Source organism: Sphingomonas sp., from assembly GCF_051962185.1.
Classification (GTDB): Bacteria; Pseudomonadota; Alphaproteobacteria; order Sphingomonadales; family Sphingomonadaceae; genus Sphingomonas.
Window position 1 is genome coordinate 1 of the sequence record NZ_JBQCCN010000081.1, and the last position, 14318, is coordinate 14318.

Annotated in this window: 13 protein-coding genes and 1 tRNA gene; 7 read left to right on the plus strand and 7 right to left on the minus strand. The window is 65.9% G+C overall.

Going from position 1 to position 14318, the window contains the following annotated elements; translation table 11 throughout:
- Positions 1-2426 (minus strand): TonB-dependent receptor (locus ACTHJR_RS05060; RefSeq protein WP_440522036.1); only part of this gene is annotated, 2426 nt, incomplete at its 3' end.
- A gap of 212 nt (positions 2427-2638) precedes the next feature.
- On the minus strand, positions 2639-3970 hold the full coding sequence (locus ACTHJR_RS05065; RefSeq protein ID WP_440522037.1) for an MFS transporter: 1332 nt from the start codon (positions 3968-3970) through the stop codon (positions 2639-2641).
- Between the two features lie 182 nt (positions 3971-4152).
- On the opposite strand from ACTHJR_RS05065, the gene cyoA reads away from it, so the two are divergent.
- Genes cyoA through ACTHJR_RS05100 form a run of 7 tightly spaced genes read left to right on the plus strand, consistent with a single transcriptional unit; the run spans position 4153 to position 10679 of the window.
- Positions 4153-5145: a ubiquinol oxidase subunit II gene (gene cyoA, locus ACTHJR_RS05070; RefSeq protein ID WP_440522038.1), complete on the plus strand. Its 993-nt coding sequence runs from the start codon at positions 4153-4155 to the stop codon at positions 5143-5145.
- A gap of 14 nt (positions 5146-5159) precedes the next feature.
- A complete protein-coding gene (gene cyoB, locus ACTHJR_RS05075) occupies positions 5160-7160 on the plus strand; it encodes a cytochrome o ubiquinol oxidase subunit I (RefSeq protein ID WP_440522039.1) in 2001 nt (666 codons plus the stop codon).
- A 2-nt stretch (positions 7161-7162) separates the two neighbouring features.
- Positions 7163-7792, plus strand: a complete 630-nt coding sequence (cyoC, locus tag ACTHJR_RS05080; protein WP_440522040.1) for a cytochrome o ubiquinol oxidase subunit III — start codon at positions 7163-7165, stop codon at positions 7790-7792.
- Positions 7789-8139, plus strand: a complete 351-nt coding sequence (gene cyoD, locus ACTHJR_RS05085) for a cytochrome o ubiquinol oxidase subunit IV (protein WP_440522041.1) — start codon at positions 7789-7791, stop codon at positions 8137-8139. Before cyoC ends, cyoD begins: the two co-directional genes overlap by 4 nt.
- A gap of 35 nt (positions 8140-8174) precedes the next feature.
- Complete coding sequence (locus ACTHJR_RS05090; protein WP_440522042.1) at positions 8175-8834, plus strand: SURF1 family protein; 660 nt, start codon at positions 8175-8177, stop codon at positions 8832-8834.
- Positions 8834-10153 (plus strand): ATP-binding protein, encoded by a 1320-nt coding sequence (locus ACTHJR_RS05095; RefSeq protein ID WP_440522043.1) that lies wholly within the window; start codon positions 8834-8836, stop codon positions 10151-10153. The genes ACTHJR_RS05090 and ACTHJR_RS05095 overlap by 1 nt, the downstream gene beginning before the upstream one ends.
- Positions 10146-10679 (plus strand): response regulator transcription factor, encoded by a 534-nt coding sequence (locus tag ACTHJR_RS05100; RefSeq protein ID WP_440522044.1) that lies wholly within the window; start codon positions 10146-10148, stop codon positions 10677-10679. Before ACTHJR_RS05095 ends, ACTHJR_RS05100 begins: the two co-directional genes overlap by 8 nt.
- Positions 10680-10853: 174 nt before the next feature.
- Here ACTHJR_RS05100 and ACTHJR_RS05105 read toward each other — a convergent pair.
- From ACTHJR_RS05105 to ACTHJR_RS05125, 5 genes are all read right to left on the minus strand, one after another.
- Positions 10854-10930 (minus strand) — tRNA-Arg (locus ACTHJR_RS05105).
- 45 nt (positions 10931-10975) lie between these two features.
- The gene (locus tag ACTHJR_RS05110) at positions 10976-11341 is read right to left on the minus strand and encodes a hypothetical protein (RefSeq protein WP_440522045.1); all 366 of its coding nucleotides are present in this window, start codon (positions 11339-11341) and stop codon (positions 10976-10978) included.
- A 6-nt stretch (positions 11342-11347) separates the two neighbouring features.
- Positions 11348-12010, minus strand: coding sequence for an endonuclease III (gene nth, locus ACTHJR_RS05115; protein WP_440522046.1), 663 nt, complete (start codon positions 12008-12010; stop codon positions 11348-11350).
- An 8-nt stretch (positions 12011-12018) separates the two neighbouring features.
- Positions 12019-12747 carry a 4-hydroxy-tetrahydrodipicolinate reductase gene (dapB, locus tag ACTHJR_RS05120; RefSeq protein ID WP_440522047.1) on the minus strand — a complete coding sequence of 243 codons (729 nt, stop codon included), beginning with the start codon at positions 12745-12747 and terminating at the stop codon, positions 12019-12021.
- Positions 12744-14027, minus strand: a complete 1284-nt coding sequence (locus ACTHJR_RS05125; protein WP_440522048.1) for a hypothetical protein — start codon at positions 14025-14027, stop codon at positions 12744-12746. Before ACTHJR_RS05125 ends, dapB begins: the two co-directional genes overlap by 4 nt.
- Positions 14028-14318 lie beyond the last annotated feature (291 nt).

The window sequence follows — 14318 nt, forward strand, 5'->3', positions numbered from 1 at the left end:
CCGACGCCGAACACCGAGCCCCGGTGGAAATACCATTCCAGCCCGAGATCGAACTGCCACGCCGAATAGGGCTTCAGGTTCTTGTTGCCGCCGCTGCCCGACCAGCCGGGCTGGGCGCCAAATTGCTGGCGATCGGCTTCCCAGCCGGGTCCGTTATAGTTGAGCTGCTGCTGGCTGCCCAAATCGCCATATTCCGGCCGCGAGATCACCTTGGCGACGGCACCGCGGATCAGCAGGTCGTCGCTCAGATTATAGGCCACGTTGAGGCTGGGCAGGACGTCGAGATAGTTCTTCGCCGTCGTGTCGGTCTGCGTGACTTGCGTCTGCTGGTAGTTGTTCGGCAGGACCTCGCAGATTCCGGATGGGTCGACGGTGCACGGCGCCGTACCGACCTGGGAGTTGGGATTGGTCACGATGGTCGCCGTGCCCGGCACGTAATAACGCCAATTATAGTTGATCTGGTCGGACGACGAACTCGTCTGCTGCGTTCCGACCACGCGCACGCCGAGGTTGCCGCGGAAACGGCTGGTCTTGAAATTCGCCTGGACGTAGCCCGCCCAGACCCGTTCCTTGACGTCCCAGATGAAGTTGTTTTCGATCCGCCGTTGCGCCGGTCCGAAATTCTGGTTCAGCCAGTCGAGATAATTCTGCATGTTGACGGCGGGGAAGAGGTTGGCGTGGAACGCGTCCCCCTGGATGGCCATCGGCTGCGCGTAGAAGAAGCTCGCCTGAGCGTATGAATTGTACGGCGACACGCTCTGGAACCAGGTCGAGGAATCGTTGATGTTGCCGCCCGGCACGACCCATTCGGTATTGAACGTCTGGCGATGGACACCACCGTCGCGATACTTGCCGCCGAACTGGATATTGTCGAGGAAGCCGAGTGTGCCATTGGCCTTCCACGTGCCGTCGACCTGGAAATAGGTCTGCTCGTTGGTGGCATTGGTCATCGATGAATTGGTCGAGCCGCCGTCGAGCTGGGCGATCCCGGACTGCAAATTCTGGATGATGTTGGACGAGAAGGTCTCGACCGGCACGCCGCTCGAGAAATCCCACGAGCTCAGCATGTTGCCGTTGGTCTGGGCGATCGCCGTCGTCAGGCGAGGCTTGAACGCGGCATTGAACACCTGCGACGGGCCACCGGTCGCCCGGGTGCGGCCGACCGTGACGTTCAGGTCGAACTTGTCGCTAGTGTAATCGAAATGACCGTCGAAGGTCTGCGAGATGTCGCGTTCCTTGCTGATCGTGCCGTTGAGCTGCGGCGTTTCCATCGTCAGGCCGCTGGCGGCCTGGGCCGGGCTGACGGTGAAGGTCGCCGAATTCATCACGGTGCCGCTCGGATCGAACTTGGCGCCGGTGAAGAAGTTGCCGTACCCCCATTCGGGGATCTTCAGCAGGTATTTGGTCGAGTTCTCGTCGAGCTGGAAACGGAAGTAATTGACCGTGATTTGGAGATTGTCCGTCGGCTTCCACTGCGCGGTCGCCTGGATGCCGAGGCGCTTGCGCTGCTGGTCGAGCACCGCGGTGTCGACCGATTGCGGCACCCAATAGCCCGAATAATGCTGGCCGCTCTGGGTCGTGGCGCCGCCGCCCCACCAATAGGAGATCTGGTCGTCATTGGCGTAGGTCTTGCCGTTGACGTCGGTCGCCGGCTGCGTGGTCTGGTCGTCGGTCCACCAGCGCCAGCTCTCGGTCGAACCCTGCATTTCGCGATTGGTGCGCTTCTGATAGGTCGCGCCGACCAGCAGGCCGAACGTGTCGGCCTGGTTCTTCCAGGAAATGAGTCCCGAAACCTGCGGTTCGACCTTCTTCGTCGTGTCCGCGTCGGTGCCCTCGACGCTCACGAAACCCGACAGCGCCGGCAGGTCGAGCGGCTTGCGCGTGTGGAGTTCGATCGTGCCGCCGATGCCGCCTTCGTCCAGCCGGGCTTCCGACGATTTATAGACGTCGACGCTGGCGATCATGTTCGCCGGCAGCATGACATAGTTGAACGAACGCGAGGGATCGCCGGTATCGGCCGGGGCGATGTAATTGCCGTTAAGCTCGGTCAGGGTCAGGGTCGAGGCCAGGCCGCGGACGCTGGCGAACTTGCCCTCGCCGCCGTCGCGGTCGATCACCACGCCGGGGACGCGCTGCAGTGCGTCGGCGACGTTCTTGTCGGGGAATTTGCCGATATCGTCCGCGGTGATCACGTCGATGATCGCGTTGGCATCGCGCTTGCGCTGGAGGCTGGCTTCGATCGACGCCCGATAGCCGGTGACTACGATGTCGTCGGACGAACCCGGTGCGGCCTGGGCCGACGGATCGGCCGGTGCGCTCGGCGCGGTCTGCGCGTTGGCACTGCCGAACTGGCCGGCGAGCGCGACGACCGCGCCTCCCAGCAACAGCTTGGTACGGATTCGATGGTGACGGTGCCCGGTGCTCATCGCACTTTTCCTCCCTAAAATCGGGGCTTTGCCCCGGTATTTTTGTGCCCTGACCCGATCGAATCGCCTGCTGTGACGAGTGCAATTCGATGTAATCGATTACATCAATTACCAGAAAAGGGACGGGTGTCAAACCGTTCGTTGGACGGGCGTGATGGCGACGGGTTTTTGCGCCGGTTATGATCGGGATAGCGAGCCCATGTGGCCAGCGCCTAACTCGCGGTGCGCGCCCATTCCTTGTTGATGACAAGCGCCGCCAGCGTGCAGATCGCCCCCGACAAGAGATAGACGCCGACGCTCCACAGGCCGAATCGGCTGGCGAGCGTGAGCGCCACCAGCGGGGCGAAGCCGGCGCCGATCAGCCACGCGAGATTGGCGGTCAGCGCCGCGCCGGTATAGCGCCGTTCGCGCGAGAAGCTGCCGTTCACCACGCCCGACGACTGGCCGAAGGCGAGGCCGAGCAGCACGAAGCCGCCGAGCATGTACAGGGTCTCGCCGAGCCCGCCGGCGTTGAGCAATTGCGGCGCGAAACCGCTATAGGCGCCGATCAGGGCCGCCGACACGCCGAGCACGGCGCGGCGTCCGACGCGGTCGGCGACGATGCCCGAGGCGAGCATCGACAGCACGCCGACGGCCGCGCCGACGATCTCGATCAGCAGGAAGCGGACCGCCGGCTCGCCGGTCTTGAGCACGACCCAGGACAGCGGGAAGACGGTCACGAGATGGAACAAAGCGAAGCTGGCGAGCGGCGCGAACGCGCCCAGCGCGACGGTGCGGCCTTCTTCGCGCAGCGTCGCGCCGATCGGCGCGGGCTGGAGCTCGCGGCTTTCGAACAAATGCTGGAAATCGGGCGTCGCGACGATCCTGAGCCGCGCGAACAGCGCCACGACGTTGATCGCGAAGGCGACGAAGAACGGATAGCGCCAGCCCCAGGACAGGAAATCGGCGGTGGTCAGGGCCGAGAGGAAAAAGGCGAACAACGCCGCCGCCACCATCAGGCCCATCGGCGCGCCGAGTTGGGGAATCATCGCGTACCAGCCCCGGCGATTGGCGGGGGCGTTGAGCGAGAGCAGCGAGGGCAGGCCGTCCCACGCGCCGCCGAGCGCGACGCCCTGGCCGATGCGAAACAGCGCGAGCAGCCACACCGCGGCGGTGCCGACATCGGCATAGGAAGGCAGGAACGCCATCGCCATGGTCGAGCCCCCGAGAAGGAACAAGGCGATCGTCAGTTTGACGCCGCGGCCGTGATTGCGGTCGATCGCCATGAACACCAGCGAGCCGAGCGGCCGCGCGACGAACGCCAGTGCGAACAGGGCGAACGAATAGAGCGTACCGGTCACGGCATCGACGAACGGAAAGACGAGCGACGGGAACACCAGCACCGAGGCGATCGCGTAGACGAAGAAATCGAAGAACTCGCTGGTGCGGCCGATGATCACGCCGATCGCGATCTCTCCGGGGGCGATGCGGTGTTCGCGGGCCGTGATCACCCGGGCGTCGCGTTCGAGCGGCGTCGAATCCGATGCGGCAATGGGTGCAGTCATGTAGGGTCGCTCCGCAGGATTCTTCGTCGAGTCGCTCGATCATGTCTTTTGCACCAGACACACCCCGCTTGGGGATAGGGCAAAATGTCCAATGTCGGCGCCGCCGTCGTTCGGGCAATGCGCCGACCATGCACGATCATCCCGCTCCGGCGAAACGGCGGCTCTTGTCCGTCCTGGCCCTGATGCCCGTCCTCGCCTTGTTGTCGGCGTGCGATCGGGCCGTGCTCAACCCGTCGGGCTATGTCGCGCTCCAGCAGCGCGACATCATCATCTTCTCGACCGCGATCATGCTGCTGATCATCGTTCCCGTGATCGCGCTGATCATCATCTTCGCGTGGCGCTACCGTGCGGGCAACCAGGCGACCTACGATCCCGATTTCGATCATTCGACCAGCCTCGAACTCGTCATCTGGTCGGCGCCGCTGCTGATCATCATCTGCCTTGGGGCGCTGACCTGGTGGAGCACGCACCTGCTCGACCCCTTCCGCCCGCTCGACCGCGTCGCGGCCAACAAGCCGGTCGATCCCAAGGCCAAGCCGCTGGTCGTGCAGGTCGTCTCGCTCGACTGGAAATGGCTGTTCATCTACCCCGATCAGGGCGTCGCCACGGTCAACGAACTGGCGCTGCCGGTCGACCGTCCGGTGCGGTTCGACATGACCTCGACCAACATGATGAACACCTTCTATGCGCCGACGCTGGCTGGGATGATCTACACCATGCCGGGGATGCGCAGCACGCTGCATGCGGTACTCAACAAGCCCGGCGTCTATGACGGCATGTCGGCCAATTACAGCGGCGCCGGCTTCTCCGACATGCATTTCAAGCTCTACGGCGTTGGCCAGGCCGATTTCGACAAATGGGTCGCGCGGGTAAAGGCAAGCGGCAAAGCGCTCGACACCAACGCGTTCCTCGCGCTCGAGAAGCCCAGCGAGCGAGTCCCGCCGATATATTTCTCGGGCGTCGAGCCCAGCTTGTTCGACCGCGTCTACAATCGCTGCGTCCGTCCCGGCACGCCGTGCATGGCGGACCAGATGAACGCCGGGACCAAGGCCGCGGCCGGGGGCATGCCGACGAGCATGTCGCATGGCGGCGCGTCCATGCCCGGCACGCCGTCCCATCCGCTTCCCGCTTCTCCCGCCGGCGCGCCCGCCCCGCGCACCGCGACCACCAATTGACTGCCGGAGCCTCCATGTTCGATCAACCGCTGTCCAAGGTGATCTTCGGCCGCCTGACGCTAGAGTCCTTCCCGATTCACGAGCCGATCCTGCTCGGCACGTTCGCCGTCGTCGCCCTGCTCGGGCTCGGCATCCTCGGCGCCGTCACCAAATACCGCTTGTGGGGCTGGCTGTGGCGCGAATGGCTGACCTCGGTCGACCACAAGAAGATCGGGATCATGTACATGATCCTGGGCATCATCATGCTGCTGCGCGGATTCTCCGACGCGCTGATGATGCGCGCGCAACAGGCGATCGCGTTCGGCGCCAACCAGGGCTATCTGCCCGCGCACCATTACGATCAGATCTTCACCGCGCACGGCACGATCATGATCTTCTTCGTCGCGATCCCGCTGATCGTCGGGCTGGTCAATTACGTCATGCCGCTCCAGATCGGCGCGCGCGACGTCGCCTTTCCGTTCCTCAACAATCTCAGCTTCTGGCTGACCGTGGCGGGCGCGCTGCTGGTCATGATCTCGCTGTTCGTCGGCGAATTCTCGCGCGCCGGCTGGCTCAATTACGTGCCGGTGTCGAACATTCAGAACAGCCCCGATACCGGGCCTGACTATTACCTCTGGGCGCTCCAGATAGCCGGCGTCGGGACGACCTTGTCGGCGATCAACATGGTGACGACGATCATCAAGATGCGCGCGCCGGGCATGACGATGATGAAGATGCCGGTGTTCTGCTGGACCGCTTTGTGCAGCAACGTGCTGGCGATCGCGATCTTCCCCGTGCTGACCGGCGCGTTCGGGCTGCTGATGCTCGACCGCTATGCGGGGACCAACTTCTTCACCAACGATCTCGGCGGCAACCCGATGATGTACTGGAACCTGGTGTGGATCTGGGGCCACCCCGAGGTGTACGTGCTCGTCCTGCCGGTGTTCGGCATCTATTCCGAGATCACCTCGACCTTCACCGGCAAGCGCCTCTTCGGCTATTCGTCGATGGTCTACGCGACCGTGGTCATCACGATCCTGAGCTACCTCGTCTGGCTCCACCATTTCTTCACCATGGGGTCGGGCGCCAGCGTCAACAGCTTCTTCGGCATCGCCACGATGGTGATCTCGATCCCGACCGGCGCGAAGATCTTCAACTGGCTGTTCACGATGTACCGTGGCCGCATCCGCTTCGAGCTGCCGATGATGTGGGTGGTCGCCTTCATGATCACCTTCGTGGTCGGGGGCATGACCGGCGTGCTGCTCGCGGTGCCGCCGGCCGATTTCGTGCTGCACAATTCGCTGTTCCTGGTGGCGCATTTCCACAACGTGATCATCGGCGGCGTGGTGTTCGGCCTGTTCGCGGGGATGGATTACTGGTTCCCCAAGGCGTTCGGCTTTCGCCTCGACCGCTTCTGGGGGAAAGTGACCTTCTGGGGTTGGGTGATCGGCTATTGGGTCGCCTGGACTCCGATCTACATCGTCGGCCTGATGGGCACGACGCGCCGCGTGCGCCATTTCGACGACCCCAGCCTGCAGATCTGGTTCGTGATCGCCGCGATCGGCGCGGTGATCATCCTGATCGGCATCCTGGCCTTCGTCATCCAGATCGCGGTCAGCATCAAGAATCGCGACAAGTTGCGCGACACGACCGGCGATCCCTGGGACGGCCGCACGCTCGAATGGTCGACCTCGTCGCCGCCGCCGGCCTATAATTTCGCCTTCTCGCCGGTCGCGCACGATCTCGACGCCTGGTACGACATGAAGAAGCGCGGCGCCGAGCATCCGCAGAGCGGCTTCCGGCCGATCCACATGCCGCGCAATACCGGCGCGGGGGTGATCCTGTCGGCATTGGCGATGGCGCTCGGCTTCGCGATGATCTGGTACATCTGGTGGCTGGCGATCGTCTCGTTCGTCGGGCTGATCGCGGTCGGGATCGGCCATACCTTCAATTACAAGCGCGACTTCTACATCCCCGCGGAAGAGGTCGCCGAGACCGAAAGCGCGCGCGGCACGCTGCTCGCCGCGGGAGCCTGATGATGAGCACGACCGCGCTATCCCCCGCCGCCGACCCGACCTTCTACCTGGTCGACGAAGACGAGCATCACCATCCCGAAGGCGGCACGTTGCTCGGCTTCTGGATCTACCTGATGAGCGACGCGCTCCTGTTCGCGACGCTGTTCGCGACCTATGGCGTGCTCAGCGGCTCCTATGCCGGCGGCCCGACCCAGCGCGAGCTATTCGAATTGCCGCTGGTCGCGGTCAACACCGCGATCCTGCTGGTCTCCTCGATCACCTACGGCTTCGCGATGATCGCGATGCAGCAGGGCAAATTGGGCGGGACGCGCTTGTGGCTGGTCGTCACTGCCTTGCTCGGCGCGGCATTCGTCGGCGTGGAGCTGTACGAGTTCGGCAATCTGATCGCCGAGGGCGCGACGCCGCAGCGCAGCGCTTTTCTCTCGGCCTTCTTCACCCTGGTCTCGACCCATGGGCTGCACGTCACGGTCGGCATCATCTGGATCGGCGTCATGCTGGTCCAGCTCGGCCAGCGCGGGCTGCATCCGGAGAACCAGAAGAGGCTGATGTGCCTCAGCATGTTCTGGCATTTCCTCGACGTCGTCTGGGTCGGCGTCTTCACCTTCGTCTATCTGCTCGGGGTCGTGCAATGAGTGCCCAAGTCTCCCACGCGCATTTCTCGCGCCGAACCTATCTGATCGGCTTCCTGCTGTCGGTGGTGCTGACCGCTTTGCCGTTCTGGCTGGTGATGACCCATGCGCTGGCCGACCCGCGCGTGACTGCCGCGGTGATCGTCGGATCGGCGTTCGTCCAGATCCTGGTCCACACCTTGTGCTTCCTCCACGTCAACAGCCGGGTGGAAGGCGGGTGGACGTTGATGGCCTATATCTTCACCGCGGTCGTGGTGCTGATCTGCATCAGCGGGTCGCTGTGGATCATGCACCATCTCAACACCAACATGATGCCGATGCCCGGCACGGACCTGAGCACGCGGCCCTGAGGAGGATCCTCTTCCTCGCGCTCGCTTTGGCGGGAGTGATCGGGTTCGCCGCACTGGGCGTGTGGCAGGTCGAACGGCGCGCCTGGAAGCTGGAGCTGATCGCCCGGGTCGACGCGCGAGTCCATGCCGCGCCGGCGGCACTGCCGCCGCCCGCCGCCTGGAGCCGGATCAACGACAAGGACGACGCCTATCGCCGGATCACCGCGACCGGCACGTTCGACCATGCGGACGAGACTCTGGTCCAGGCGCTGACCGAGCGCGGCGGCGGGTTCTGGGTATTGACGCCGCTTCGCACCGCGCGAGGGACGGTGCTCGTCAATCGCGGCTTCGTGCCCGAGGAGCTGCGCGATCCCGCGAGTCGGCGGGCCGGTCAGGTCATGGGACCGGTGACGGTGACCGGGCTGCTGCGGATCAGCGAACCGCGTGGCACGCTACTGCGCTCGAACGATCCCGCCGCCGGCCGCTGGTATTCGCGGGACGTCGCGGCGATCGCTCGCGCCCGCCATCTCGGTACCGTCGCACCGTTCTTCATCGATGCCGATGCGACGCCCGATCCGGGCGGCTATCCGGTCGGCGGGCTGACCGTCATCCGGTTCCGCAACAGCCATTTGGTCTATGCGCTGACCTGGTTCGCGCTGTCGGGACTCTGCCTCGTTGCGATCGGCCTGATCCTGCGCAAGAACCGGCCCGCCTGATGGAAGCCCCGATCCTCGCCTTGACGCGGCGGCGCGCGAATTTCAGCGGTGCGGCGGAAACCGTCGCGGCCGACAATATGCGCCAGCTCGCGCAATTGCGCTGGCTCGCGGTTGTCGGTCAGACGGTGACGATCCTGGTCGTCCATTTCGGTCTGGGCGTCACGCTGCCGATCGGCTGGATGCTCGGCGCGGTGCTGCTGCTGGCGCTGGCGAATCTGGGTGCGTCGCTGGCGCTGCCGCGGCACCGCGTGCGCAATATCGAGATCATGCTGGCGCTGCTGCTCGACATGGGCACGCTCACCTTGCAGCTCTATCTCAGCGGCGGCGCGACCAATCCGTTCATCTTCCTCTATCTGCTCCAGGTGGTGCTCGGGGCGATCCTGCTCTCGCCAATTCTGGCGGCCATCCTCGTGCTGGCGACCGGGCTCTGTTACGGCTGGCTGACCGTGCGTTACGTACCGATCCGGCTGCCGCAGAGCCTGATCACCGAGAGCACCGATCTGTTCGCGATCGGACGCTGGATCAGCTTCGTGCTGGTCGCGGGGCTGCTGGTGCTGTTCATCACCAGGATCACGCGCAACCTTCGGTCCCGCGACGCGCACGTCGCCGATCTCCGGCAACAGGCGGCGGAGGAAGAAGGAATCGTGCGGATGGGGCTGTTCGCTTCGGGCGCAGCGCATGAACTGGGAACGCCGCTCGGCTCGCTCGCGGTGATTCTCGCCGACTGGCAGCGCATGCCCGCGATCGCCAGGGATCCCGATCTCGCCGACGAGGTCGCCGAGATGCAAGGTGAGGTCGAGCGCTGCAAGACGATCGTCTCCGACATCCTCCACTCCGCCGGCCAGCCGCGCAGCGAGCCGCTCGAGGTCATGGCGGCGGCCGCGTTCGTACGCGGCGTGGCGGAGGATTGGGGGCAGCTGAATCCGCAACTGCTCTTCGCCTGCGATGCGGCGGCGGTCGAAGGCGCGAACATTCTCGTCGCCCCGGCGTTGCGCCAGGCGGTGTGGAACATGCTCGACAATGCCGCCGAAGCGTCTCCCGGCGGACTGACCCTGACGGCCGATCGCGATGGCGACATGGTGGCGATCGCCGTCGCCGACAAAGGACCGGGCTTCGCGCCCGGCGCGCTCGCGACGGTCGGCCGGCTCTATCAATCGACCAAGGGCGCGGGACATGGGCTCGGCCTGTTCCTCGCGACCAATGTCGCGCGGCAACTCGGCGGCCGGCTCGAGGCGCGCAATCTCGACGGCGGCGGCGCCGAAGTGCGGCTCGTCCTGCCCGTCGCGCCCGCCTTGCCCAGGAAGAACGGCAATGGATGACATACGCGATCTGGTGATCGTCGAGGACGACGCGACCTTCGCCCGCACCCTGCAGCGCTCGCTGGAACGGCGCGGCTACCGCGTCCATGTCGCGACTAGCCCGGCCGAGCTCGACACGCTGCTGCTGACCGAACATCCGGGCTATGCGGTCGTCGACCTCAAGCTCGGCAATGCGTCGGGGCTGCCGTGCGTGGCGACGCTCCACGCGCACGATCCGGCGATGCTGATCGTCGTGCTGACCGGCTTCGCCAGCATCGCGACCGCGGTCGAGGCGATCAAGCTCGGCGCCTGCCATTATCTGGTCAAGCCGTCGAACACCGACGACGTCGAGGCGGCGTTCGGCCGCGCGTCGGGCGATTCCGACGTTTCGCTGGCGACGCGGCCGACCTCGATCAAGACCCTCGAATGGGAGCGGATCAACGAGATGCTGGCGGAGACCGGGTTCAACATCTCGGAGACCGCGCGGCGGCTGGGAATGCATCGCCGGACCCTGGCGCGCAAGCTGGAGAAGCGCCCGGTCAAATGAGGAACGCGCCGAGCGGGACGCGCCAGAGCGGTTCACATGCCGAACGCGTCGGACCGGCTGCCCCGGCTGATTTGGCGCGATTTGCTGACGAGCGGGCGCTTTCACCCGCTTCGGGATCGCCCCAGGACAGGCGATCGTGCCGGCGGATCTCGAGCCGTTTTTTGTGAAGGAATCTGGCGCACCCGACAGGATTCGAACCTGTGGCCTCTGCCTTCGGAGGGCAGCGCTCTATCCAGCTGAGCTACGGGTGCGAGCCGGGTGCGCCTAGCAAAGCACGGGCCGGTGCGCCAGCGTTTCTATTTGCCCAATGTCACGGGCTGGAACTGGCCCAGGCCGCAGCGCGGCCCGGGGCCGGCACCGCCCGATTGCAGAACGGTGATCGTATCGACCGAGCACAATTGGTTGCCGGTCACCGAATAGGCGAACCGCTCCTCGAAACCGAGGTTGGGACACGCATTGGGCAAGGTGTTGCGCAGGATCTTGCGATTGTTCATCTCGAAATCGATCACCTGGTCGCTGCGCACATGCGTCTCGCGGACCTGGCTCAGGTTCACGCAATTCACTGCAGGACCAGACGGCGTCGCGGCGGGGATGCTCTTGTCCTTGGCGGCTACCGGCGCGGCGATCGCGATGACGGCGAGGGCGAACAACAACGGGCGCATGACTTTCTACTCCGTATCGGGCCGCGCCTTTTTGGGCGCCGGCGTCTTGGGCTTGAACGCGCAAAGATCGGCAACGACGCATCGCCAGCATTCGGGCGTGCGCGCCTTGCAGACATATCGGCCGTGCAGGATTAACCAGTGATGAGCATGCAGCCGGAACGGTTGCGGTACCACTTTCTCGAGCTTGAGTTCGACCGCCAGCGGGGTCTTGCCGCGCGCCAGCCCGGTGCGGTTGCCGACGCGGAAGATGTGCGTGTCGACCGCGAAGGTCTCCGCCCCGAACGCGACGTTCATCACGACATTGGCGGTCTTGCGCCCGACGCCCGGCAGCTTTTCGAGTTCGTCACGATCGGCCGGGACCTCGCCGCCATGGTCGGCGATCAACTGCTCGGACAAGGCGATGACGTTCTTCGCCTTGGTATTGAACAGGCCGATCGTCTTGATGTGCTCCTTGAGCCTGGCCTCGCCCAGCCTGACCATCTGCTCGGGCGTATGGACCTCCTGGAACAGCTTGCGAGTCGCCTTGTTGACGCCGACATCGGTCGCCTGCGCCGACAGCACGACCGCGACCAGCAATTGATAGGGATTGCCCGATTCGAGCTCGGTTTCGGGATGGGGATTGTCGGCGGCCAGGCGGCTGAAGAACTCGACCACTTGTGCCTTGTTCATGGCGCCGATCAGAGCCCCAGGACTTCGGGCATGGTGTAGCGGCCGGCGGGTCGGCCGGCGAGCCACAAGGCCGCGCGTACCGCGCCGCGCGCGAACATCTCGCGGCTCTCGGCGCGATGGGTCAGTTCGAGCCGCTCGCCCGGGCCGGCGAAGATCACCTGGTGATCGCCCGCGATCGAGCCGCCGCGGATCGAGGAAAAGCCGATCGTGCCCTCGGTCCGCGCGCCGATCAGCCCGGCGCGATCGACCACCTTGAGGTCGGCGAGCGCGGCGCCGCGACCCTCGGCGGCGGCCTCGCCGAGCAGCAAGGCGGTGCCCGACGGCGCGTCGACCTTGTGGCGATGATGCGCCTCGACGATCTCGATGTCCCAATCGGGGCCCAGCCGCGCCGCGGCGTCGGCGACGATCCGCGCGAGCAAGGTGACGCCGAGCGACGTCGTGCTGGTCTGGAGGACGGCGATCCGGGCGGCGGCATTGTCGATCAGCGCGTGGTGCGCCTGGCCCAGCCCGGTGGTGCCGACAACGATCGGCGTCCCAGCCTCGCACGCCGCCGCCAGATTGGCCTCGAGCGCCGACGGCGCGGTGAAGTCGACCAGCACGTCGGCCTTACCGGCAAGCGCCAGCGGGTCGCCGTCGGCGTCGACGCCTCCCGCCACGGTCGCGCCGAAATCGGCGGCGATCGCGGCGATCGCGCGGCCCATCCGGCCCTCGCTGCCCAAGATGCCTATCGCGGTCATGGCCGCCCCCTTGCACCAATTGGCGGCGCGGCGACAGGGGATTCGGGCAGGGGCTCGACCATCGGCGCGGGCGGTTGCGGCGCATTCGCCAGCGCCAGCGACCAGGGCTGGGGAAGATAATCGACCGACATGTAGAAATAGAAGACGCACGTCCCGTCCGGCCGATAGGTCGCGCCCTTGAGGATGCCGAGCGCGGTGGTGCCGGCGAACACCGGCGAGCCGCTGTCGCCGCCCTTGCAGGTCGGCCCCGACACGGTGACCCAGGTCGGCAGGCAGGCGCCGCCGCACAGATCGCCGGCGGGCGCGAAATCGGTCAGCTCGACGACCGCGCAGCTATAGCCGGTGCGTTCGCCGCGATGGCAGACGAAGTCGCCCGCGCGGGTCTGGTCGCGGGTGCGTTGCCCCGTCACCGGGCGCTCGATCGTCTTGGCGGTGTCGGCGTAGAACAGCCCGGCGAGCGGCCCGTCGACCGTGCCGATCTGGACGTCGTGATAGCCCCAGCCCCATTGCCCGACGAAGCTCAGCGGCACGTCGCTGCGGTCGGGCGCGATATAGCTCATCTGGTCGAGGCAATGCGCCGCGGTGGCGATGCCGTAGCGCGTGCCGTCGGTGACGACGAAGCCACTGGTGCACAGATAGCGCTTGCCGTCGTCGGGGCTGGTGCCCTCGAGCCGCGCGCCGCCGACCGGCGGCCCGCCGAGATTGACGTCGACCTGGTCGACCACGCGGATGCTGACCGGCACCCCGGCGACCGCCTCGACCTTCTTTCGCCATTGCTCGACCCCGGCCCTGGCCTCGCCGCTGGTGATCAGCACCACCAATTCTCCGGTCCGCGGGTCGAGCCCCATGGCGGGCGGGCGCTTGAACATCGCGCGGATCTGCGCCTGGTGCCAGGTCACTGCCCAGATCACCCGGTCGCGCGAGGCACGGGCGCCGGTGCGGAAAATGATCGGCAGGGTCATGCCGCCGGCGTCGATCGTCTCGGACGGCACCGGATCGTCGCCGGTCAGATAGACGTTGATCTTGAGATCGGGCCGGTGCTGGACCGAGATGCCGGCGACCCGGTCGCGATATTTCGCTTCGATCGCATCGGTCACCGGCACGCTGGCGTCGAGGGCGGCGAGGCGGCGGACGGCTTCGTCCTGGGGGACGTCGAACAGCTTGGCATATTCGGCGGCGTCGCGGGCCTGCGCTTCGGCGGGGGTTTCGATGCGTTGCGCGGCCGCGACGCGCGGGACGAACGCGAGGAGGACAAGCAAGCCGGCCAGCAAGATACGCATACGGTTACTATCACTACTCCGTCATCCCGGGCTCGTCCCGGGATCCGCCATGCCTCACTTCCTGAACCAGGAGCCTCTTGTCCAGCACGTGCTGCCCGGCAGACCCCGGCACAAGGCCGGGGTGACGGGGGGATATGACGCGGCTCGCGTGCCGCCACGACATCGTCGGGCCGGTCTCGTTTCGACCCGTTGCCCCAAACGCCTCCCCGGCGAAGGCCGGGGCCCAGTTTCGTGACAATGCCGATGGCATCCCGTCGCTGCCAATGCGTCGCGTCTGGGCCCCGGCCTTCG

Excerpts from the sequence above, each read along its gene's own strand:
- ACTHJR_RS05125 (WP_440522048.1), bottom strand. The coding sequence starts at position 14,027 with ATGCGTATCTTGCTGGCCGGCTTGCTTGTCCTCCTCGCGTTCGTCCCG.
- nth (WP_440522046.1), bottom strand. The coding sequence starts at position 12,010 with ATGAACAAGGCACAAGTGGTCGAGTTCTTCAGCCGCCTGGCCGCCGAC.
- cyoB (WP_440522039.1), top strand. The coding sequence starts at position 5,160 with ATGTTCGATCAACCGCTGTCCAAGGTGATCTTCGGCCGCCTGACGCTA.
- ACTHJR_RS05065 (WP_440522037.1), bottom strand. The coding sequence starts at position 3,970 with ATGACTGCACCCATTGCCGCATCGGATTCGACGCCGCTCGAACGCGAC.
- ACTHJR_RS05110 (WP_440522045.1), bottom strand. The coding sequence starts at position 11,341 with ATGCGCCCGTTGTTGTTCGCCCTCGCCGTCATCGCGATCGCCGCGCCG.
- cyoA (WP_440522038.1), top strand. The coding sequence starts at position 4,153 with ATGCCCGTCCTCGCCTTGTTGTCGGCGTGCGATCGGGCCGTGCTCAAC.
- cyoD (WP_440522041.1), top strand. The coding sequence starts at position 7,789 with ATGAGTGCCCAAGTCTCCCACGCGCATTTCTCGCGCCGAACCTATCTG.
- ACTHJR_RS05095 (WP_440522043.1), top strand. The coding sequence starts at position 8,834 with ATGGAAGCCCCGATCCTCGCCTTGACGCGGCGGCGCGCGAATTTCAGC.
- cyoC (WP_440522040.1), top strand. The coding sequence starts at position 7,163 with ATGAGCACGACCGCGCTATCCCCCGCCGCCGACCCGACCTTCTACCTG.
- dapB (WP_440522047.1), bottom strand. The coding sequence starts at position 12,747 with ATGACCGCGATAGGCATCTTGGGCAGCGAGGGCCGGATGGGCCGCGCG.
- ACTHJR_RS05100 (WP_440522044.1), top strand. The coding sequence starts at position 10,146 with ATGGATGACATACGCGATCTGGTGATCGTCGAGGACGACGCGACCTTC.